Source organism: Chenggangzhangella methanolivorans, assembly GCF_019797865.1.
GTDB lineage: Bacteria > Pseudomonadota > Alphaproteobacteria > Rhizobiales > Methylopilaceae > Methylopila > Methylopila methanolivorans.
Genome location: NZ_CP081869.1, coordinates 5,316,598 through 5,338,293, shown reverse-complemented (window position 1 = coordinate 5,338,293; position 21,696 = coordinate 5,316,598). Strand labels below are relative to the sequence as shown.

Sequence of the window (21,696 nt, the reverse complement as noted above, 5' to 3'; positions counted from 1 at the left end):
CTGAGCTCTGGGACCAGCGATGCCGGACGCCAAGACGCCTTTCTACGTCACCACCGCGATCTCCTATCCGAACGGCGCGCCGCATATCGGCCACGCCTACGAGGCGATCGCGACCGACGCGATCGCGCGCTTTCACAAGCTCGACGGCCGCGACGTCCGTTTGCTCACCGGCACCGACGAGCATGGGCTGAAGATGTCCCAGACGGCCGCGCGCGAGGGCGTGACGCCGTTCGACTGGGCGACCAAGAACGCCGCGCGCTTCAAGGCGATGGACGAGCTCTACGGAATCTCGTTCGACCGCTTCATCCGCACCACCGACAAGGACCACTACTCCGCGAGCCAGGAGCTGTGGAGGCGGATGGCCGCCAGCGGCGACGTCTACCTCGGCAAATACGAAGGTTGGTACTCGGTCCGCGACGAGGCCTATTTCGACGAGAGCGAGACGACGCTCGCCGAGGACGGAACCCGCAGGGCGCCGACCGGCGCGCCGGTCGAGTGGGTGAAGGAGGAGAGCTACTTCTTCCGCCTCTCCGCCTATCAGGACCGGCTGCTGAAACTCTACGAGGACCAGCCGAACTTCATCGGCCCGGACGCGCGCCGCAACGAGGTGACGGCCTTCGTGAAGCGCGGCCTCACCGATCTTTCGATCAGCCGCACGACGTTCGACTGGGGCGTGCCGGTGCCGGACGACCCGAAGCACGTCATGTATGTCTGGGTCGACGCGCTCACCAACTATATCACCGGCGCGGGCTTCCCTGACGAGGCCTCGGACCTCTGGCGCTACTGGCCCGCTGACCTGCACGTCATCGGCAAGGACATCATCCGCCTTTCACACGGTGTTCTGGCCGGCCTTCCTGATGTCTGCCGGCCATTCCGCTGCCCAAGCGCGTCTTCGCCCACGGATTTCTGAATGTCCGCGGAGAGAAGATGTCGAAGTCGGTCGGCAACGTCGTCGATCCGTTCGCGATCGCAGAAGGCTATGGCGTCGACGCCGTGCGGTATTTTCTGCTGCGCGAGGCGCCGTTCGGGCAGGACGGCTCCTACAGCCACGAGGCGATCATCGGGCGCATCAACGCCGACCTCGCCAACGATCTCGGCAACCTCGCGCAGCGCTCGCTGTCGATGATCGCGAAGAACTGCGAGGGCAGGGCGCCGACGCCCGGCGCGTTCACGCAGGCCGACCAGGCAATGCTCGACGCCGCCGACGCGCTTTTGGCGAAGACACGCAAGGCCTTCGACGACCTCGCGCTGCATTCGGCGCTGGCGGGCATCTGGGCGGTGGTGGCGGAAGCCAACCGCTACTTCGCCAACGAGCAGCCGTGGTCACTGAAGAAGACCGACCCGGAGCGGATGGCGACGGTGCTCTACGTCACCGCCGAGACGGTGCGGATCGTCGCGTTGCTGGCGCAGCCCTTCGTGCCGACGGCGGCCGGAAAGTTGCTCGACCTTCTGGCGGCGGCGGAAAGCGATCGGAATTTCAACGCGCTGGAGGCTGGCAGGCGGCTCGCGCCCGGCGCCGAGCTTCCCACGCCGCAGCCTGTGTTCCGCGCTACGTCGAGCCGACGCCCGAGGCCGCGCAATGAGCGGCGGCGTTTCCTTTTCCTCCCCTGCGTTGGCGGGTGAGGATCAAGGAGCGGCGGCATGACCATCGTCGACAGCCATTGCCACCTGGACTTCCCGGACTTCGCCCCCGAGGTCGATCAGGTCGTGGCGCGGGCCCATGCGGCCGGAGTCGGCCTCATGGTGACGATCTCCACCCGCGTGCGACGGTTCGAGCAGATCCTCGCGCTCGTCGAGGCGCATGACAGCGTCTGGGGCACGGTCGGCACCCATCCGCACAACGCGCATGAGGAGCTCGACGTCACGCTCGAAGAGCTCGTGCGGCTGTCCGGCCACCCGAAGATCGCGGGCATCGGCGAGGCGGGCCTCGACTACCATTACGAGGGCGACTACGCGGCACAGGAGGCGAGCTTACGCACGCACATCGCCGCCGCGCGGGAGACGAAGCTGCCGCTCGTCATCCACGCTCGCGCCGCAGACGAGCGCATGATCGAGGTGCTCGAGGAGGAGACGGGGAAAGGGGCTTTCCCGGCCGTCCTGCACTGCTTCTCGTCCGGCGCCGAGCTCGCCCGGCGGGGCGTGGCTCTCGGGCTCTACGTCTCGTTCTCCGGCATCCTGACGTTCAAGCGCTCCGAGGAGCTGCGCGCCATCGCGGCCGAAGTGCCGGCCGACCGGCTGCTGGTCGAGACCGACGCGCCCTACCTCGCGCCTGAACCCTTCCGCGGCAAGCGCAACGAACCGGCGCACACGGTCCGCACCGCGGCGACGCTCGCCAAGGTGCGGGGCTGGAGCGAGGCCGAGGCCGCGCGCATCACGACGGACAATTTCTTTCGTTTGTTCAACAAGGTGAAGCGACACTCTCTAGTGACGCCGAAGGGCGCCGACGCGGCATGAGCTTGCGGGTCACGATCCTCGGTTGCGGGTCGTCCGGCGGCGTGCCGCGCGTCGCGGTCGGCTGGGGCGCGTGCGACCCGGCCGAGCCCAGGAACCGTCGCCGCCGCTGCGCGCTGCTGGTCGAGCGGACGTCGCCCGAAGGCGTGACCTCGGTTCTCGTCGACGTCGGCCCCGACCTTCGCGACCAGCTGATCGGCGCCGACGTCCGCCATCTCGACGGCGTCCTCGTCACCCACGACCACGCCGACCACACGCACGGCGTCGACGACCTGAGGCCGCTCGTCCTCAAGATGCGCCGCCGGATGGACGTCTGGTCGGACGCGCGCACCTTTGAGGTGCTGAAGACGCGCTTCGGCTACGCCTATGAGTGCCCGCCGGGCAGCGACTATCCGCCGATCCTGACCGACCGGAGGATCGAGCACGGCCGCGCCGTTTCGATCGACGGGGAGGGCGGCGCGATCGAGGCGCTGCCGATCGACCTCATGCACGGCCGCGCCTATCGCGCGCTCGGCTTTCGCTTCGGCGCCCTCGCCTACACGCCGGACGTCAACGGAATCCCGCCGGAGTCCGAAGAGGCTCTGTCGGGTCTTGATCTCTGGATCATCGACGCTCTGCGCGAGACGCCGCATCCGAGCCATTTCTCGCTGTCGGACGCGCTCGCCGCGATCGAACGGTTCCGTCCGCGCCGGGCGATCCTCACCAACCTCCACACCGATCTCGACTACCGGACGCTGAAGGACAGGCTGCCGCCCGGGATCGATGTGGCGTTCGACGGGATGGTCATTGAGACTGGCTGAGCGGGAACTGCGTGCTTCGAGACGCCGGCCCGATGGCCGGCTCCTCAGCATGAGGGGCGTTGAATCAATGCACGCGCAAACTTCCCTCATGCTGAGGAGCCGCCTGCAAGGCGGCGTCTCGAAGCACGCCGTCCCGCCGACCGTGGACCGCCGATGACCGACATCCTGTTCTATGGCGCGACCGGCTATACGGGCGAACTCTGCGCCGAGCACGCGGCCGGCCGGGGCCTCAGCCCGATCCTCGCCGGCAGGAACGCCGATCGCGTCGATCGGCTCGCGCTGAGGCTCGGCCTCGAAGCGCGCAGTTTTGCGCTCGGCGACCGGGCGGCGATCGCAGCGGGCCTGACGGGCGTCTCTACCGTCCTCAATTGCGCCGGCCCGTTCTCCGCCACGGCGCGGCCGATGGTCGAGGCGTGCCTTGCGGCGGGCGTCCATTACGTCGACGTCACCGGCGAGATCGACGTGTTCGAAGCGCTGTCGGCGCGCGACTCCGAGGCGAGGGGCAGGGGAGTCGCCCTGCTCCCGGCGCCGGCTTTGACGTCGCTCCGAGCGACTGTCTCGCGGCCCACGTCGTCGGCCGCCTGCCCGGCGCGACACGGCTGAAGCTGTCGATCGGCGGTTTCGGCGGGCTCGGTTCGGCGAGCCGAGGGACGGCCAAAACCATGCTGGAGGCGATCGGCGACGGCTGCGCGCGCGCCGCGGCGGACGGATCGTGACGCTCGACGCCGCGCCGCCCGGCGTCGCCGATTTCGGCGACGGTCCGCGTCCCACGGTCGGCGTCGGCTGGGGCGACGTCTCGACCGCCTATCGCTCGACCGGCGTCCCGGACATCGACGTCGCCTTCGAGGCGACGCCGCCCATGCGCCGCGCCGCCGCCATGCCGGGCTTCGCGCGGCGGCTCGTCGGCACGGCGCTCGTGCGCGGCGCGCTGAACCGCCTGATCGAGCGCGCCATGCCGCCCGGCCCATCCGAAGACGAGCGGCTGGCAGGCCAAAGCCTCATCGTGGCCGAGGCCTGGGACGCCGCCGGAGGCCATGCGGTGAGCCGTCTGATCGCGCCGGAAGCCTATCGGCTGACCGCCTGGACCGCCGTCGAGATCGCGCGCCGCGTCGCGGCTGGAGAATGCCCGACCGGCTACCAGACGCCGGCCACGGCGTTCGGCGCAAACTTCATATTGTCGTTCGATGATGTTGAGCGGATTGACGTTTCCTGACGTCATGGCGGACCGTTGCAGGATCGCTTCCGCGAGGCCATCCTGACGCCTCGCCATCAACTTCACCCATCGGAATGTTCCATAATATATCTTATGCGACTCATGGGTCCGGCTCTGGAGGTGGATTGATGGCGGTCCGGCGCGTCCTCTTTCTCTGCAGCCGCAATCGTCTCCGCAGCCCGACCGCCGAGAGCGTGTTTGGGACCAGGACCGATCTCGAAGTCGCCTCCGCGGGTCTGGCGCCAGACGCGGAAGAGCCGGTGACGCCGGAACTGTTGGACTGGGCCGAAATCATTTTCGTCATGGAGAAGCGGCATCGGGCGGCGCTGTCTCGCCGGTTCCGCCGGCATGTGGGACATGCGCGGATCCTGTGCCTCGACATTCCGGACGACTTCGACTTCATGGACCCTCGCCTCGTGGCTTTGCTGAACGCGCGTGCGGGGCCGCATCTTCGCTGAATCCCGGAGCCCGTCATGCAGTCCTCCCGAGACGTCGCGCGCCTGATCGAGATCATGGCGGCGCTCCGTACGCCGGCGACCGGCTGCCCGTGGGACCTGGCGCAGGACTTTTCGACGATCGCCCCCTACACGATCGAGGAGGCCTACGAGGTGGCGGACGCCATCGCGCGCGCCGACATGCTCGACCTTCGCGACGAGCTCGGGGACCTGCTGCTCCAGGTCGCCTACCACGCAAGACTCGCCGAGGAGACCGGCGCCTTCGCGTTCGGCGACGTGGTGGAGGCGATCACCGCCAAGATGATCCGACGGCACCCGCATGTGTTCGGCGACAAGGGCGGCATGGCGACGCCGGCCGTCGAGGCGCAGTGGGAGCAGATCAAGGCGCAAGAGAAGGCGACGCGGGCGGCCGAGCGCGGCGAGGAACCGGCGAGGGCCGCGGGCCTGCTCGACGGAATCCCGGCCGCCCTCCCCGGCCTCACCCGTGCGATCAAGCTCCAGCAGAAGGCCGCGACCGTCGGCTTCGACTGGGACGACGTGTCTCTGGTGGTCGGCAAGGTCGAGGAAGAAGGCCGCGAGGTGGCCGAGGCGGTGGCGTCCGGCGACAGGGACGCGATCGAGGACGAGATCGGCGACCTGCTTTGCGCCGTGGCGAACCTTGCGCGCCACACCGGCGTGGACCCGGAGGCTGCGATCCGGCGGTCCAACGCCAAGTTCGAGCGCCGTTTTCGCGCGATCGAGGCCGCGCTCGCCGCCCAAGGGCGGACCCCCGCCGACAGCGACCTTTGGGAGATGGACGGGCTCTGGAACGAAGCCAAGGCTCGGGAGAAGGCGGCCAAGGCCGCGGAGTAGGGCGCGCAGCCCCTTGCCCCTTTGAGCCCGATCAGGACGCCAGCCGAAGCTCCTCGCTGCGGCGGCGAAGCTGTTCGGCGAGCAATTCGCCCGAGGTCGCGGCGATGTCTCCGAACGCCGCCCGCTGCGCGTCCGTGAGGTCGACGTCGCGATCCTCGATGATCTCGGAATAGCCGAGGATCGTATTCATCAGTGTCCGGACCTCACGCACGAAGGCGAGGTTGTCGGAGCATTCGACGCCGTCGGGCTCATCGGAGCGCGCAAGCAGCGTCGGCGTTTCGAGGGACGACGAATCCTTGACGGGCGCGGCAGTCGCGCCCGCTATAAGTAATTGAGACATAAGGATAATCCCCCGGAACAGGGAGAGTTTCTCACGCCTCGTTCGGGGCCGTCAAACCACGTTTTAACGCAACCTTATGGTTCTACGGCTGGCCGCCGGGCGGACGTCGTTGAGATGACTCAGTTTCGCCCCGGAAGGGCCGCGCATGAGTCAGAACGCCGCAGCCCCGGAGAGCGCCTTAGGCCGCAACGTCCGCGGGTATCGGCTCTTTTCCGATCTGGTCGCGTAGAAATGCCGTGATGTGGTCGATCGCCTCGCGACCCTCCGGCAGGAAGCGAGCGAAGGCCTGCCAGACATGCGGCATGCGCGGCCAGACCTCCAGTTTCGACGCGACGCCTGCGGCCAGCAGGGCGGCGTGCATCCGCGTCGCGTCGTCGAGCAGGATCTCGTCGCCGCCGCATTGGATGAAGCTCGGCGGCAGGCCTTGGAGGTCGCCGAACAGCGGCGACAGGAGCGGATCGAGCGGATCGAGGCCCGGGGCGTAAGCGCCGACCACGTCCGGAAGCCGAACCACGTCCAGAAACGGATCGAGCGTGGCGTTGGCGGTCATGCTGGCGCCGCTGCCCGTCATGTCGACGAAGGGAGAGAGGCCGACGACGGCGGCGGGGAGACAGACCCCCTCGCCTTTCAGTTTCAGCATCAGCGCGAAAGCGAGATTGCCGCCCGCGCTGTCGCCGACAACCGCCATCCGGGACGGATCGATCCCGTGGCCAACAGAGCGCGATACGCGGTCGCGGCGTCTTCGAGAGCGCACGGATAGGGATGCTCGGGCGCGAGCCGGTAGTCGATCGTGTAGACCGCGGCCCCGACGCCCCGCGCGAGGCGTCCGGAAATGCCGCGATGCGTGCGAGAGGAGCCCATCACGAAGCCGCCGCCGTGAAGGTAGAGCACGACGCCCCTGCCCGCTCCGCCGCGCGGTTCGTGCCTGTCGCAGGCGAGCCCGCCGAGACGCGCGCGCCGTCGGGTGACGCCGCGAGGCGCGTCGGGCGCGAACACCGCGACGGCGTCGCCGTTTTTCCGCAGACGGAGCAGATCCTGCTCGCCATTGATATGATGCTTCACCACATGGCGCAGGAACGCGCGCAGCATGCGGGCCTGCGGGCTGACTTGTCTCGTCGGATCCTTACGCATTCCCCTGCGATCCTTGCAGTCCGTCACGCGCGACGGGCCGAGCCATGCCATTCTTGCGCGCGAGCCCACGCAGGCGAATCGGCGAACGTCACAGGACCGATATGGTGAAATCCAATGACCTTTTTGCGGGGCCGACCGCTGAGGAGCCGCGGCGCGGCGCCGCACGCGAGGCCAAGTCCGCCGCCACGCCGTTCGTTCCTGTGGGCGAAGCCGGCTACACCGCCGCCAGCATCGAAGTGCTCGAGGGCCTCGAGCCGGTGCGCCGCCGGCCGGGCATGTATATCGGCGGCACGGACGAGAAGGCGCTGCATCACCTCTTCGCCGAGGTGATCGACAACGCCATGGACGAGGCGGTGGCGGGCCACGCCACCTTCATCGCGGTCGAGGCGCTGTCCGACGGCTCGGTGGCGGTGACCGACAACGGGCGCGGCATCCCGATCGATCCCCACCCGAAGTTTCCGGGCAAGTCGGCGCTCGAAGTCATCATGACCACCCTGCACTCGGGCGGAAAGTTCGACGGCAAGGTCTACGAGACCTCCGGCGGCCTGCACGGCGTCGGCGTCTCGGTGGTGAACGCGTTGTCCGAAAGCGTCGAGATCGAGGTGGCGCGAAACCAGCGGCTCTACCGCCAGGTCTTTTCGCGCGGCGTGCCGCTCGGGCCTCTGGTCGAGGTTGGCGCGATCCAGAACCGGCGCGGCACGAAGGTCCGTTTCCGGCCCGACCCTCAGATCTTCGGCGAGGGCGCGCGCCTTCTGCCGGGGCGGCTCTACCGCATGGCGCGCTCCAAGGCTTACCTGTTCTCCGGCGTCGAGATCCGCTGGACCTGCGCGCCCGAGCTCCTGGGCGACGCCGACGCGGCGCCGGAGCGCGCCACTCTGCACTTTCCCGGCGGCCTGAAGGAGTTTCTCGGCGTCAGTCTCAATGAGCGCAGCCTTGCGGCCGAGATCTTCGCAGGCTCCCACAACCGCGCCGGCGGCCATGGCGGCGTCGAATGGGCCGTCGCCTGGACCGACGACGGCGACGACGGGTTCTCGCGCTCCTACTGCAACACGATCCCGACGCCGGACGGCGGCACCCACGAGCTTGGCCTGCGCACCGCGCTGCTGCGCGGCCTCAAGGCCTACGCCGAGCTCACCAACGTCAAGCGCGCCTCGATCCTGACCGCCGAGGACGTGATGGCGGGCGCGGGCGCCATGCTCTCCGTGTTCGTGCGCGAACCCGAGTTCCAGGGCCAGACAAAGGAGCGGCTTGCGACGCCCGAAGCCGCCCGCATCGTCGAGACGGCGGTCAAGGACGCCTTCGACCACTGGCTTGCGGCCTCCCCGCAGGCCGCGACCCGTCTGCTCGAGGCCGTCATCCTGCGGGGCGAGGACCGCATGCGGCGCCGCCAGGAGCGCGACGTCGCCCGCAAGTCCGCCACCAAGAAGCTGCGCCTGCCCGGCAAGCTCGCCGACTGCAGTCAAGCGGGCTCGAAGGGCTCGGAGCTCTTCATCGTCGAGGGCGACTCGGCCGGCGGCTCCGCCAAGCAGGCGCGCGACCGCGCCACCCAGGCGGTGCTGCCATTGCGCGGAAAGATCCTCAACGTCGCAAGCGCCGGCGCGGACAAGCTCGCCCAGAACCAACAGCTCGCCGACCTGATGCTCGCGCTTGGTTGCGGGACGCGCAGCCGTTATCTCGACGCCGATCTGCGCTACGACCGCGTCGTGGTGATGACCGACGCAGACGTCGACGGCGCGCACATCGCCTCGCTCCTGATGACGTTTTTCTATCGCGAGCTGCCGGAGCTGATCCGCCACGGCCATCTCTTCCTCGCCGTCCCTCCGCTCTACCGGCTCACCGTCGGCAGCGAGACGGTCTATGCCCGCGACGACGCCCACAAGGACGAGCTTCTGGCCAAGAAGTTCAAGGGCAAGAAGGTGGATATCGGCCGCTTCAAGGGTCTGGGCGAGATGATGCCGGCGCAGCTTCGCGACACCACCATGGCGCCGGCCAAGCGCACCCTGCTGCGTGTCGCCATCGACGAGGAGGACGGCGAGGGCACCCGCGACGCTGTCGACCGGCTGATGGGGACCAAGCCCGAAGCGAGGTTCCGCTTCATCCAGGAGCGCGCGGCCTTCGCGGGCGACCTCATCGACATTTGACCGGTCGTGCGCCCGCAGGGCGCGCCTCTGGCGAACGTGAACCGCTATAGGGGCCTGACGCCAACCCTTAGGAGGCGCCCGATGCGACCTGCGACCATCCTGTTCATCGCCGCCCTGGCCTGCGCCGCCGCGGCCGGGCCGTCGCTCGCGCAGGCCCCCTCGCCTGCCGCGCCGTCGCAGACGACGCCGCCCGACAAGATCGATCCGGTCCCGGTGACGCCTGAGGCCGGGGCGTCCGAGGCCCCCGCAGCCGGCGGCGACCGCATCGGCGTGCCCGCCAGGGTCTGGGCGATGCGGATCGCGGGAGGCTGGGAGGCGAACGGCCAGAAGGGCTTTTCGCGGGTGATCGGCACCTTCGAGGGCGACCGCCAGAAGCTCACGGTCCAATGGCTCGCCGAACCTGACGGACGCGTGGTGAACGCGGTGGAGCTGAACGACGAGGAGGCCGCCAAGCTCACCTTCGGCGACATGCGGGCCGAGCCGGAGGACCGCGGCGGCGTCACAATGTTCATCGACACGCTGCGGGACGCCGACGGCCTGAGCGACACCTGGGTGCTGGTGATCGGCGAGCCGGGAGACGCGCGCTTCGGCCCCGCCACGAACTGATCCGGATGGGGCTCCCCCTGCCCCTATAGCCACAGTCGGACCATCGTTCCACGCGCCGGATCGACCGAAAACTTCGGCTGCGCGACGTCGCCTTTACGTGCGCGGGCGCGCTCAGCGCGGCGAAACCGCCCGCTAAACTGCGTCCCGCATTGACAAACGGGGCCAAAACCCTCATTTCCCAACGCGATCGTGGAGCTTACCGCCGCTCGGCGCGACAGTCCCAAGGCGACCCGCCCATGGCGCCGCCGTCCTCGATCGCAATGCCTTAAGGACCCAATGAGCTTTTCCGAACTCGGCCTCAGCCCGAAGGTGCTCGCCGCCGTCGAAGCCTCCGGCTACACGGCGCCTACGCCCATCCAGGCGGCCGCCATTCCCCACGTGCTCGCCCGCCGCGACGTTCTGGGCATCGCCCAGACCGGCACGGGCAAGACGGCCTCTTTCACGCTGCCGATGCTCACCCGGCTCGAAAGCGGCCGCGCCCGCGCGCGCATGCCCCGCACGCTGATCCTCGAGCCGACGCGCGAACTCGCGGCGCAGGTCGAGGAGAACTTCACCCGCTACGGCCAGAACCACAAACTGAACATGGCGCTGCTGATCGGCGGCGTGTCGTTCGGCGACCAGGACGCCAAGCTGACGCGCGGCGTCGATGTTCTGATCGCGACGCCCGGCCGCCTGCTCGACCATTTTGAGCGCGGTCGTCTGCTGCTGACCGGCATCGAGATCCTCGTGATCGACGAGGCCGACCGCATGCTCGACATGGGCTTCATCCCGGACATCGAGCGCATCTGCAAGCTCATCCCGCCGGCGCGCCAGACGCTGTTCTTCTCCGCCACCATGCCGCCGGAGATCCAGCGCCTCACCGAGCAGTTCCTGCGCGATCCCGAGCGCATTGAGGTCGCCCGGCCCAATACGTCTTCGGCCAACATCACCCAGCTGCTGGTGCGCGCGAGCGACGACGCCTCCGAGAAGCGCGACGCGCTCCGCCGCGCGCTCCGGAGCCAGGAAAACTTCAAGAACGCGATCGTGTTCTGCAACCGCAAGCGCGACATCGGCGTGGTTCACAAGTCGCTCGAGAAGCACGGCTTCAACGTCGCCGCGCTTCATGGCGACATGGATCAGCGGGCCCGCATGGCCGCGCTCGACCGGTTCAAGACCGGCGACGTCGAGTTGCTGGTCGCAAGCGACGTCGCGGCGCGCGGCCTCGACATTCCGGACGTCAGCCACGTCGTGAACTACGACGTGCCGATTCACGCCGAGGACTACGTCCACCGCATCGGGCGCACCGGCCGCGCCGGCAAGAACGGCGTCTCACTGACGCTGGTCGCGCCGTCGGACGGCAAGAACCTCGGCGCGATCGAGCAGCTCACCGGCTCCAAGATCGCCTGGCAGGGCGACGCGCTTGAAGAGGACGAGATGGCCGCGGCGGGCGGACGGCGAGGCCGCGCCCGGTCTGGCCGCCGGTCCGAGCAGCCCGCCAAGGCCGAGAGACCCGCCAAGGCCGCCAAGCCTGCCGTCCGCGAGGAAAAGCCAAGCGAGGCGCGTCCGAAATCGCGTCGCCCCGACAAGGTCGCCGAGCAGGCCGCGCCGAAATCCCGCGACACGGCGCCTGCTGCGCCCTATGCGCGAAACGGCGAGCCGGCGCCTCGCGAGGCCAACGAAGGCCGTGTCGTCGGCCTCGGCGACCACGTCCCCGCGTTCCTTCTAAAGCCGGTGCGTCTCAAGCGCGCGTAAGCTTTGACGCTTTTGTGAAGTTTAAGAGAAGATTCACTGTGGGCGCCGAAGATGCCCTCGTGGGCGGATACGCCTGCAGGGGGAACTGCAACCATGGCGCGTGTGAATGATTTCGACCGCACGATCGCATTCAGCGACGCGGCGATTCAGCGCCTGCGCGCGCACAGGCATCCGGCTTACCCTCGCAACTACGAGCTCTGGTACACCTACGCCACGGGCTACAACTCGGCGCTGAACCGCGCGATCAACGAGGCGCTTGAGCGGGCCCCTCTCCTGTCCGAGCAGGATCTTGATCTTCTCTACGAGACCTATCTTTCGCCGCTGCGCCTTTCCGAGCGCGTCGACAACATCGGCACGCGGATCCTCAGCGAAATCTCGGAAGTCACGGACGTCCTGAAGAACGCCCGAGAGGCGAACGGCGGCTATTCCGACACGCTGGAGCGTCTCGCCGGCGAAGCCGAAGGCCTCGGCGACACCGGCAAGGTTCTGGGCGGTTTGGCGCGCGCGATGGTCTCGGCCACAAACGCGATGGTCGCGCGCACGCGCGAGTTCGAGTCGCTGCTCGCCAATTCCCAGGACGAGATGCAGGAGCTCCACAACACGCTGGAGGTCATCCGCGCCGAGTCCCTCACCGATCCGCTGACGGGCCTCGCCAACCGGAAATTCCTGCAGGGCACGCTCGACTCCTCGATCGCCGACGCGGCCAAGGGCCAGAGGTTCTCGGTGCTCGTGATCGACATCGATCACTTCAAGGCGTTCAACGACAATTACGGCCACCTCACCGGCGACCAGGTGCTCCGCCTCGTCGCTCAGGCGCTGAAGCAGAACGTCAAGGGCCAGGACCTCGCCGCGCGCTTCGGCGGCGAGGAGTTCGCCATCGTCTTGATCGACACCCCGCTCGCCGGCGCGGTCGCCGTCGCCGAGCGCATCCGCCGCGCGGTCATGACGAAGGATCTGGTGAAGCGCTCGACCGGCGAGCATCTCGGCCGCATCACGGTTTCGATCGGCGCGGCCACCTGGCGTCGCGGCGACAGCGGCCAGACGATCATCGATCGCGCCGACCGCTGCATGTATCTCGCCAAGCGCGGCGGTCGGAACCTCGTGGTCTCCGAAGACGATCCGCGCGTCACCGCCGACATGGCCGGTCAGGTCGCCTGACGTCGGCGACCTGCCGAGACCAAGTCAGGTTACGCCGCGCTGAGCGTCGCGCCCTCGAGCGTCGGGTAGTCGACATAGCCCTTCTCTCCGCCGCCATAGAGCGTCGCCTTGTCGAGGGCGGCGAGCGGAGCGCCTTCGCGGATGCGCTCCACGAGATCGGGGTTCGAGATGAAGGGCCGCCCGAAGGCGACGAGGTCCACGGCGCCGCTTGAGACCCGCTCGGCCGCGAGCGCCGCGTCGTAGTTGTTGTTGCCGATGTAGACGCCCTTGAAGGCGTTCCGCAGCTTGGCGAGGTCGAAACCGCCCTCTGGCGTGCGATTTCCCTGGGTCTCGCCCTCGATGACGTGGAGATAGGCGATGCCGAGCGCCGACAGCCGCTCCACCGCATGAACGAACAGCGGCTCCGGGTTCGAGTCCGAGATATCGTTGAAGGGGCTGAGCGGAGACAGGCGCACGCCGACGCGATCCGCGCCGATCGCGTTTGCGGCCGCCTCGACCGCCTCGATCAGGAAGCGGGAGCGGTTCTCGATCGACCCGCCATAGGCGTCGGTTCGATAATTGGTCCCGTCGCGCAAGAACTGGTCCAGCAGATAGCCGTTCGCGCCATGGACCTCGACGCCGTCGAACCCGGCGGCGCGGGCGTTTTCGGCCGCCTTGCCGTACTGGGCGACGATGCCCGGGATTTCATCGAGCTCGAGCGCGCGCGGCTCCACCATCGGCTTGAAGCCGTCCGTAGTGAAAGCCTGGCCCTCCGGCTTGATGGCGGAGGGCGCGACGGGCAGCTTGCCGTCCGGCTGGATATCGGGATGCGAGATGCGGCCGACATGCCAGAGCTGGAGCACGATGCGCCCGCCCTTGGCGTGGACCGCGTCGGTGACGAGCTTCCAGCCCGCGATCTGCTCGTCGGAATAGATGCCGGGCGTCCAGGCGTAGCCCTGCCCCTCGGGCATGATCTGCGTGGCCTCGGCGATGATGAGGCCCGCCGAGGCGCGCTGCGCATAGTAGTCGGCGTTCATCTGGCGCGGAGCCAGCGTCTTGGCGTCGGCGCGCGAACGCGTCAACGGCGCCATGACGATGCGGTTCGGAAGGTCGAGAGGGCCGAGCTTCAGCGGCTCGAACAAGGCGTCGACGGACATGGATGATCTCCAAATCACAGTTCAGGCGTGGCCATCAGCGGTCCGCCGGTTTCGGAAGTGGAGATAGGGGCCATGGTGCGCCGCGGCAAAGGGCGGTGCGGCGATCTGCGGCGCAAATCCGCGCTTGCACCGCCGCGGGGCCTTGTGGCTTGAGACCCGGAATGATTGCTCGCGGCCCGATCCATTCCGAGACATCCGGTTCGACGTCGGGCCTCCTTCAGGCCTTCGCCTCGCTTCCGCCCTTGACGTAGCGGCCCCGGCCGCTCTCGAGCTGACGTTTCCTGATTTTCTCGTAATAGCTGCGCTTGGTCAGCGCGATATTGGACTCGCTCCGGAAATTCCTGGCGAAGGTCATCGACAGGCCGATATCGAGGAACTGATAGCCCTCGAAATCCTCGAACACGATGGCGGCGCTCCATGAGGGCGTCGATCGCTTCCTGCCGCGTGAGCTTGAAGAGATACAGGTCGTCGAGACGAAGGGATTTCGTCTGCTTCACGAAATCGATCATCACGAGCGTGTCGGACTCGAACAGCAGGACCGGCAGCTTGCGCGGAATCACCTCGCGAAACTCCAGGAACCCTTTGGCTCTCGGAACGCGCTTTACGGGCTCGCCGAGGATCGCCGCGCATTCCTCGGTCGACATTCCCAGGCGCAGGGGGCCTACGCCGACCAACGGCGTGACCGCCCAGTCGATTTTCGACGGCGGCGCAGCCTTCTTGGCCTCGCCCGCGCTCATTCGGCTGCGTTCTTTCGCGGACGTTTTTCTGAGCGAGGTTTCGGCGTTTTGCCGGCCTTGGCCGCCGCGAGCGAGCGTCGCGCCCAAGCGGCCATCTCGTCCGGATCGTCAAGCGCTCGCTCGGGCGCGCGCCGATACGACGTCATGACGTGGCGGCCGGTCTTCGTGTCGTAGGCGAACGGGCCGAGGCCCTCGGCGTCGAAGTCCGGCGCGTTCGAGGGGCCCGCTTTCAGAAAAATCTCGTCGTCCGCCACGAGGCCGAACATCACGCCGTCGGCGTAGAGGCCGTGGCCGCCGAACATGCGCTTGACGCGGACCGGACCGAAGGCTGCGAAGAGTTCGTCGGCCTGGTCCTGATCCATGTCGTCAAGCGACCGGCTGATAGCTTTCGGGCAGCGCCGGCGTGATGGAGACCGACTCGCCGCAGCCGCAGGCCGAGACCTGGTTCGGATTGTTGAACACGAAGCGCTGCGTCATCTTCTCGGTCACGAAGTCCATCTCGGTGCCGAGCAGATAGAGGATCGCCTTCGGATCGATCAGCACCGTGACGCCCTTGTCCTCGACGACCTCGTCGGCAGGCCCGGCTTGCGCGGCGTAGTCGAGCACGTACTCCATCCCTGCGCAGCCGCCGGTTTTGACGCCGATGCGCAAGCCTGCGACGGGCGTCTCGGAGCGCGCGATGATCGCGCGCACGCGATCGGCGGCGCGGTCGGTCAGCGTCAGAACTTTTGGGCGCGGGCGAGCCATTTGCGGAACTCCTCGAGGACGCGTCCGCGCGCCCTCCATGTCGTTCGAAGATAAGCGCGACCCGCGGGTTTTGCGAGGCTGGGAAGCCTGCCGGCGAGCGTCGGCGACCGCTTGCGGCTCACCACATGTCGAGCGCGACGCGGGCCTCGTCGGACATGCGCGACTGATCCCACGGCGGGTCGAACGTCATCTTGACCTTGACCGCGCCCACGCCCGGAACCGCGCCGACGGCGTTCTCCACCCAGCCCGGCATTTCGCCGGCGACCGGACAGCCCGGGGCGGTTAGCGTCATGTCGATCGCGATGTCGCGGTTGTCCGCCACGTCGATGCGGTAGACGAGGCCGAGCTCATAGATGTCGACCGGGATTTCCGGATCGTAGACCGTCTTCAAGGCCGCGATGATGTCGTCGGTCAGCCGGTCAAGCTCCTCCGGCGGAATCGCGGAGACTTGCGCGTCGGTCTGGGGCTTCTCGGCCGTTGCGGCGTCGCTCATGGCTTAAGCCTTTCTCACGCAAACAGATCGCGCGCCTTGACGAGCGCGTCGGCGAGACGATCGACCTCATCGGTCGTGTTGTAAAGCGCGAAGGACGCCCGGCACGTGGAGGTGACCCCGAGACGCTTCAGCAGAGGCTGCGCGCAATGGGTGCCGGCCCGCACCGCGACGCCGGAGCGGTCGAGCACGGTCGCGACGTCATGGGCGTGGGCGCCTTCGACGTTGAAGGCGACGATCGCGCCCTTGTCCCGCGCGTGGCCGAAAATCTTCACCGCGTTGATGCGCGAAAGCCGCTCCATCGCATAGGCGCCGAGCTTGGCCTCATGGGCGGCGATCGCCTCGAGCCCGACGCCGCGCATGTAGTCGAGCGCGGCCCCAAGGCCGATCGCCTGAACGATCGGCGGCGTGCCGGCCTCGAAGCGATGCGGAGGGTCGCCGTAAGTGACGTTGTCTTCGGTCACGTCGCGGATCATCTCGCCGCCGCCGTTGAAGGGCGGCAGGGCGTTGAGCGCCGCGGTCTTGCCGTAGAGCACGCCGATGCCGGTCGGGCCGTACACCTTGTGGCCGGTCAGGACGTAATAGTCGCAGTCGATCTCGCGGACGTCCGGCGCGAGATGGACCGCGCCCTGGCTGCCGTCGACGAGCACCGGCACGCCGCGCTCATGGGCAAGGCGGCAGACCTCCTTCACGGGCACCACGGTGCCGAGCACGTTCGACATGTGGGTGACGGCGACGAACTTCGTGCGGGGGCTCAGAGCCGCCTCGAAGGCCTCGATGTCGAAGGAGCCGTCCTCGCGCACCTGCACCCACTTCAGCACCGCGCCGCGACGCTCGCGCAGAAAGTGCCAGGGCACCACGTTGGAGTGATGCTCCATGATGGGGAGGACGATCTCGTCGCCCTCCCCGATCCCGGACAGGCCGACGCCGTTCGCCACGAGATTGATCGACTCGGTGGCCGAACGCGTGAAGATGATCTCGTCGATGGTCGCCGCATTGAGAAAGGCCCGGACGCTTTCGCGAGCGTTCTCAAAACCTTCCGTGGCGGCGTTCGCAAGGTAGTGCAGCCCGCGATGGACGTTGGAGTACTCGGACTCGTAGGCCCTGCGCATCCGGTCCAGCACCTGGACCGGCTTCTGCGCCGATGCGCCGTTGTCGAGATAGACGAGCGGTTTGCCGTGAACCGTCAGCGACAGAGCCGGAAAGTCGGCGCGTAGGCGCTCGACGTCATAGGCCGCGGCGGGCGCGATGGTTTCGGCGAGTGACATGCGCCTGACTTAAACGCTTTTCAGCCGAGAACAAGCTGAACGAGCCAGTTGAGCGACTGGTCGAAGGCGAGCCCGCCGACCGAGATCACGCCGAACAGCAAGGCCGCCCCGCCGACCGCGCCGATGACCTGGATCGCGAAGGCCTGCCCGAGCGAAAACCCGGTCGCGGCCGCATAGCCGACGAGGCCGTAGCCGAACAGCGGCAGGATGAGCACGTAGTCGAGGATGTTGAGAGCGGCGACGCCCTGCTCCGCGCCGAGCAGGAACCGGAACGCGAAAGCGCTCGCGATCACGGCCGCGCTGCACGCGACCTGGGGAAGCGCGCCCGCCGCGACGCCGATCGCGCTCGTCCTGAGCGTCACTTTCGCGCCGAACAGGCGCGCCGCGCACCACCAGACGAGCGTCAGAAAAACGGCGATGACGACGAACAGGCAGAACGTCCCGACGCCGAGAATCGCGAAATCGCTCGCTTCGGCGCTCAGATGCGGATCGGTCGGCGGCGCGGCGTGTTCGCGCATGGCGGTCTCGACGCCGATCGCCACGGCGCTCGCGCCGGTCATCGCCGCGAACGCGCCCCACCCTGCTCCCGCCTCGAACGCTTCGCGCACGACGAGCCGCATGCGGGTGAGGCACAGTGTGAGATGCCGGGCGAGCAGAGCGGCCGAATAGCCGCTCCCAACCTCAGGAGACGGCTCGCCCGCCGGGCTCACCGGTCAAACGCGCTCGGAGAGCCAGCGCTCTGCGCGGGCCGACAGGGCGTCGCGCAGCGCGTCGTCGTCGACGCTTTCGAGCGCCTCTCCCACGAAGGCCTGGACGAGCAGCCCCTCGGCTTCGGCTTTCGGGATTCCGCGGGCCATCAGGTAGAACAACAGCTCGTCGTCGATCGCGCCGACCGTCGCTCCGTGGCCGCAGACCACGTCGTCGGCGAAGATCTCGAGCTCGGGCTTGGCGTCGGCTTCCGCGGTCTCCGACAGAAGCAGCGCGTTCGCCATCATCTTGCCGTCGGTCTTCTGGGCGCCCGGGCGAACCGTGATGCGGCCCTGGAACACCGAGCGGGCCTCGCCGTCGAGCGCGGTCTTGAACAGCTCGCGGCTTGAGCAGCCGAGCGTGCGGTGGTCGATCACGAGCGTGGTGTCGAGATGCCGCTTGCCGCCGGCGGCGAGACCCGCGCCGAACACTTCGGCCTTGGCCTTGTCGCCGGCGAAATCGAGGTAGATCTGCTGACGCGCGGCCGACGAACCGGTCGCAAGCGAGACGCTCTCGAAAAACGCCTTCGCGCCGAGGCGGGCGGCGAGCGTTGCGAGATGCAGCGTGCCGAGCCCTTCGTCCTGGAGCTTCAAGACCTTGGCCGAGGCGCCGTCGGCGATGTCGAGGCCGATGAGCGTGTTGGTCTGATGCGCCCCGCTGTCGCCCACATGACTTTCGATCAGCGTGATCGAGCCGCCCTTGCCGACCGACACCAGCACGCGGCCGTACGATGCGTGCGCCGCGCCGGTCTGGATGTTGGCGACATGGATCGGGCGATCGATCTTCGCGCCGTCCGACACGGCGATCACCAGCCCGTCGGCCGCAAAGGCCGTGTTCAGCGCCACGACAGCGTTGTCATTCGGAACGCCCTTCAGAGCCAGCGCCGAAACCGCGTCGCCCGCGAGCGCGACGGCGAGCGGCGCGATCGAGAGCCCCTCCTCCAGCGTGTCCATGTCGGAGAGATCGGGCGAGAGCCGGCCGTTGACGAACACGACGCGCCGCGCCGCCACCTCGCCGAACGGCAGCAGCGCGCGCGCGGCCTCCACCTCGTCGGCGCCCGGCGTGTCGGCGAGCGGACGCGCTTCGCGCATGAGGGCGCGGAGGTCGGTGTACTTCCAGTCCTCGACGCGCCGGTTGGGCAAACCTTTGCGGCCGACGACCGCGAAAGCCTCGTCGCGGACCCTCAGCGCCGCTTCGCCGCCAGGCAGCTCTTCGCGCGCGGCGGCGAAGATGTCGCCGAGCGAGCTCTCGGCGGCCGTGCGGATGGGGCGGATGTCAGCGTTCATGCCGTCGTCCGTCCTCACGCCGCATCGGCCGCATAAGCGGCGTAGCCCTGGGCCTCGAGCTCATGGGCGAGCTCCGGCCCTCCGGTGCGCACGATCCGCCCCTTGGCCATCACATGGACGATGTCCGGGCGGATGTGGTCGAGCAGGCGCTGGTAATGGGTGATGACCACGAAGCCGCGGTTCTTCGCGCGAAGCGCGTTGACGCCTTCGGAGACGATCTTCAGAGCGTCGATGTCGAGGCCGGAGTCCGTTTCGTCGAGCACGCAGAGCTTGGGCTCGAGCAAGGCCATCTGCAGGACTTCGTTGCGCTTCTTCTCGCCGCCCGAAAATCCGACGTTGAGACCGCGCTTCAACATGTCGGTAGAAATACCGAGACCGTCTGCCTTTTCGCGCACCAGCTTCATGAAGGCCGGCGTCGGCAGCTCGTCCTCGCCGCGCGCGCGGCGCTGCGCGTTGAGGGCGGTCTTGAGGAACGTCATCGTGGCGACGCCCGGGATCTCCAGCGGATACTGGAACGCGAGGAACAGCCCGCGAATGGCCCGCTCGTCCGCTTCAAGCGCAAGCAGGTCCTCGCCCTCGAGCGTCGCCGAACCGTCGGTGACCTCGTAGTCGGGCTTGCCGGCCAGGACATAGGACAGCGTCGACTTGCCGGAGCCGTTCGGGCCCATGATGGCGTGGACCTCGCCCGCTTTCACCTCGAGGTCGAGCCCGCGCAGAATCGGCTTGTCCTCGATAGAGGCGTGGAGGTTCTTGATCGAGAGCATTTCCTGTCCGTTTCCCAACTCGTCCTCCCGGCGGCCGCGTCTTCGCCCGACCGGGATCGCCCTTCAAGAAGGGCGTCATATCCTGCGAACGATCCCGGATCGACCTTCGGTCGCCAGGGATGACGCGATCGTCGTTAACCCACGCTGCCTTCGAGCGAGATCGAGATCAGCTTCTGGGCCTCGACCGCGAACTCCATCGGCAGTTGCTGCAGCACGTCCTTGACGAAGCCGTTGACGATGAGCGCCACCGCCTCCTCCTCCGACAGCCCGCGCTGCTGGCAGTAGAACATCTGGTCCTCGGAGATCTTCGAGGTGGTGGCCTCGTGCTCGAACACTGCGGTGGAGGTCTTGGCCTCCAGATAGGGCACGGTGTGCGCTCCGCAGTCGTGCCCGATCAAGAGGCTGTCGCAATTGGTGAAATTGCGCGCGTTCGTCGCCTTGCGATGCGCCGAGACGAGGCCGCGATAGGTGTTCTGCGACTTACCCGCCGAGATGCCCTTCGAGATGATCTTGGACGTGGTGTTCTTGCCCAGATGGATCATCTTGGTGCCGCTGTCGACCTGCTGGCGGCCGTTCGAGATCGCGATCGAGTAGAACTCGCCGCGCGAACCGTCGCCGCGCAGCACGCAGCTCGGATACTTCCAGGTGATGGCCGAACCGGTCTCGACCTGCGTCCAAGAGATCTTGGAGTTTTTGCCGCGGCAGTCGCCGCGCTTGGTCACGAAATTGTAGATGCCGCCTTTGCCTTCGGCGTCGCCCGGGTACCAGTTCTGGACGGTCGAGTATTTGATCTCGGCGTCGTCCAGCGCGACGAGCTCGACGACGGCCGCGTGCAACTGGTTCTCGTCGCGCATCGGGGCGGTGCAGCCCTCGAGATAGCTGACGTAGGCGCCCTCATCCGCAATGATCAGCGTGCGCTCGAACTGGCCGGTGTTCTTCTCGTTGATGCGAAAATACGTCGAGAGCTCCATCGGGCAGCGCACGCCCTTGGGCACATAGACGAAGGAGCCGTCCGAGAAGACTGCGGAATTGAGCGTCGCGAAAAAGTTGTCGGAGGTCGGAACGACCGAGCCGAGATATTTCTTCACCAGCTCGGGATGCTCGCGGATGGCCTCGGAGATCGGGCAGAAGATGACGCCGGCCTTCGACAGCTCTTCCTTGAACGTGGTCGCCACCGAGACGCTGTCGAACACGGCGTCGACCGCGACGCGGCGCTGCTCGACGCCGGCGAGGATTTCCTGCTCCACGAGCGGGATGCCGAGCTTTTCATACGTGCGCAGCAGCTCCGGATCGACGTCGGCCAGCGTCTGCGGACCCGACTTCGTGCCCTTCGGCGCGGCGTAATAATAGAGGTCTTCGTAGTCGATCGGCGGATAGTCGACGCGCGCCCAGTTCGGCTCGGTCATCGTGCGCCAGCGCCGATAGGCTTCCAGACGCCATTCGAGCATCCACTCCGGCTCGCACTTCTTCATCGAGATGAAGCGGACCGTGTCCTCCGACAGGCCTTTTTCGGCCAGATCGGACTCGATGTCGGTGACGAAGCCGTACTTGTACTGGTCGACGTCGATCGCGCGGACGCGGGCGACTGTCTCCTGAACTGCCGGCATTTTCCTCAACTCCCTCGTCGCGGACGGGGCCGCGGC

The 21,696-nt window shown here is 67.8% G+C and carries 21 protein-coding genes and 2 pseudogenes; 11 read left to right on the top strand and 12 right to left on the bottom strand.

The genetic code is table 11. The features are described 5' to 3' along the window. The first annotated feature begins 19 nt into the window (after window positions 1-19). From metG to mazG, 7 genes and pseudogenes are all read left to right on the top strand, one after another. A pseudogene (gene metG / locus K6K41_RS28065) lies at window positions 20-1,583 on the top strand (methionine--tRNA ligase). Window positions 1,584-1,641: 58 nt separating this feature from the next. Further along, on the top strand, window positions 1,642-2,454 hold the full coding sequence (locus K6K41_RS28060; protein ID WP_261403249.1) for a TatD family hydrolase: 813 nt from the start codon (window positions 1,642-1,644) through the stop codon (window positions 2,452-2,454). Beyond that, on the top strand, window positions 2,451-3,251 hold the full coding sequence (locus tag K6K41_RS28055) for an MBL fold metallo-hydrolase (protein ID WP_261403248.1): 801 nt from the start codon (window positions 2,451-2,453) through the stop codon (window positions 3,249-3,251). The genes K6K41_RS28060 and K6K41_RS28055 overlap by 4 nt, the downstream gene beginning before the upstream one ends. Before the next feature lie 153 nt (window positions 3,252-3,404). Then, window positions 3,405-3,854: a saccharopine dehydrogenase NADP-binding domain-containing protein gene (locus K6K41_RS28050; protein ID WP_261403247.1), complete on the top strand. Its 450-nt coding sequence runs from the start codon at window positions 3,405-3,407 to the stop codon at window positions 3,852-3,854. 109 nt (window positions 3,855-3,963) lie between these two features. Beyond that, a complete protein-coding gene (locus K6K41_RS28045) occupies window positions 3,964-4,464 on the top strand; it encodes a saccharopine dehydrogenase family protein (RefSeq protein ID WP_261403246.1) in 501 nt (166 codons plus the stop codon). Window positions 4,465-4,592: 128 nt separating this feature from the next. After that, a complete protein-coding gene (locus K6K41_RS28040; protein WP_261403245.1) occupies window positions 4,593-4,922 on the top strand; it encodes a low molecular weight protein tyrosine phosphatase family protein in 330 nt (109 codons plus the stop codon). A 15-nt stretch (window positions 4,923-4,937) separates the two neighbouring features. Next, window positions 4,938-5,771, top strand: coding sequence for a nucleoside triphosphate pyrophosphohydrolase (gene mazG, locus K6K41_RS28035; protein ID WP_261403244.1), 834 nt, complete (start codon window positions 4,938-4,940; stop codon window positions 5,769-5,771). 31 nt (window positions 5,772-5,802) lie between these two features. Here the strand turns inward: mazG and K6K41_RS28030 are convergent, their stop codons facing one another. Then, window positions 5,803-6,111, bottom strand: coding sequence for a hypothetical protein (locus tag K6K41_RS28030; RefSeq protein WP_261403243.1), 309 nt, complete (start codon window positions 6,109-6,111; stop codon window positions 5,803-5,805). Between the two features lie 178 nt (window positions 6,112-6,289). Next, window positions 6,290-6,972: pseudogene (locus K6K41_RS28025) on the bottom strand (alpha/beta hydrolase). A 371-nt stretch (window positions 6,973-7,343) separates the two neighbouring features. Here K6K41_RS28025 and parE point away from each other — a divergent pair. From parE to K6K41_RS28005, 4 genes are all read left to right on the top strand, one after another. Beyond that, complete coding sequence (parE, locus tag K6K41_RS28020) at window positions 7,344-9,383, top strand: DNA topoisomerase IV subunit B (RefSeq protein WP_261403242.1); 2,040 nt, start codon at window positions 7,344-7,346, stop codon at window positions 9,381-9,383. Between the two features lie 81 nt (window positions 9,384-9,464). After that, complete coding sequence (locus K6K41_RS28015; RefSeq protein ID WP_261403241.1) at window positions 9,465-9,989, top strand: hypothetical protein; 525 nt, start codon at window positions 9,465-9,467, stop codon at window positions 9,987-9,989. A gap of 276 nt (window positions 9,990-10,265) precedes the next feature. Beyond that, window positions 10,266-11,720, top strand: coding sequence for a DEAD/DEAH box helicase (locus K6K41_RS28010; protein WP_261403240.1), 1,455 nt, complete (start codon window positions 10,266-10,268; stop codon window positions 11,718-11,720). 93 nt (window positions 11,721-11,813) lie between these two features. Further along, complete coding sequence (locus K6K41_RS28005) at window positions 11,814-12,878, top strand: GGDEF domain-containing protein (RefSeq protein WP_261403239.1); 1,065 nt, start codon at window positions 11,814-11,816, stop codon at window positions 12,876-12,878. A 29-nt stretch (window positions 12,879-12,907) separates the two neighbouring features. On the opposite strand, the gene K6K41_RS28000 is transcribed toward K6K41_RS28005, so the two are convergent. From K6K41_RS28000 to sufB, 10 genes are all read right to left on the bottom strand, one after another. After that, window positions 12,908-14,014 (bottom strand): alkene reductase, encoded by a 1,107-nt coding sequence (locus K6K41_RS28000; protein ID WP_261403238.1) that lies wholly within the window; start codon window positions 14,012-14,014, stop codon window positions 12,908-12,910. Between the two features lie 14 nt (window positions 14,015-14,028). Then, entirely contained in the window at window positions 14,029-14,751 is a 723-nt protein-coding gene (locus K6K41_RS27995; RefSeq protein WP_261403237.1) for a hypothetical protein, read from the bottom strand. Next, window positions 14,748-15,113, bottom strand: coding sequence for a TfoX/Sxy family protein (locus tag K6K41_RS27990; protein ID WP_261403236.1), 366 nt, complete (start codon window positions 15,111-15,113; stop codon window positions 14,748-14,750). Before K6K41_RS27990 ends, K6K41_RS27995 begins: the two co-directional genes overlap by 4 nt. 4 nt (window positions 15,114-15,117) lie before the next feature. Further along, on the bottom strand, window positions 15,118-15,498 hold the full coding sequence (locus K6K41_RS27985; RefSeq protein WP_261403235.1) for a HesB/IscA family protein: 381 nt from the start codon (window positions 15,496-15,498) through the stop codon (window positions 15,118-15,120). Window positions 15,499-15,616: 118 nt separating this feature from the next. After that, window positions 15,617-15,991 carry an SUF system Fe-S cluster assembly protein gene (locus K6K41_RS27980; protein ID WP_261403234.1) on the bottom strand — a complete coding sequence of 125 codons (375 nt, stop codon included), beginning with the start codon at window positions 15,989-15,991 and terminating at the stop codon, window positions 15,617-15,619. Between the two features lie 14 nt (window positions 15,992-16,005). After that, window positions 16,006-17,256, bottom strand: coding sequence for a cysteine desulfurase (locus tag K6K41_RS27975; protein ID WP_261403233.1), 1,251 nt, complete (start codon window positions 17,254-17,256; stop codon window positions 16,006-16,008). Window positions 17,257-17,276: 20 nt separating this feature from the next. Continuing rightward, a complete protein-coding gene (locus tag K6K41_RS27970) occupies window positions 17,277-17,966 on the bottom strand; it encodes a hypothetical protein (RefSeq protein WP_261403232.1) in 690 nt (229 codons plus the stop codon). Between the two features lie 3 nt (window positions 17,967-17,969). Continuing rightward, window positions 17,970-19,289, bottom strand: a complete 1,320-nt coding sequence (gene sufD, locus K6K41_RS27965) for a Fe-S cluster assembly protein SufD (RefSeq protein ID WP_261403231.1) — start codon at window positions 19,287-19,289, stop codon at window positions 17,970-17,972. 14 nt (window positions 19,290-19,303) lie between these two features. Next, entirely contained in the window at window positions 19,304-20,053 is a 750-nt protein-coding gene (gene sufC, locus K6K41_RS27960; RefSeq protein ID WP_261405852.1) for a Fe-S cluster assembly ATPase SufC, read from the bottom strand. Window positions 20,054-20,187: 134 nt separating this feature from the next. Further along, window positions 20,188-21,660: a Fe-S cluster assembly protein SufB gene (gene sufB / locus K6K41_RS27955; RefSeq protein ID WP_261403230.1), complete on the bottom strand. Its 1,473-nt coding sequence runs from the start codon at window positions 21,658-21,660 to the stop codon at window positions 20,188-20,190. Between the last annotated feature and the right edge of the window lie 36 nt (window positions 21,661-21,696).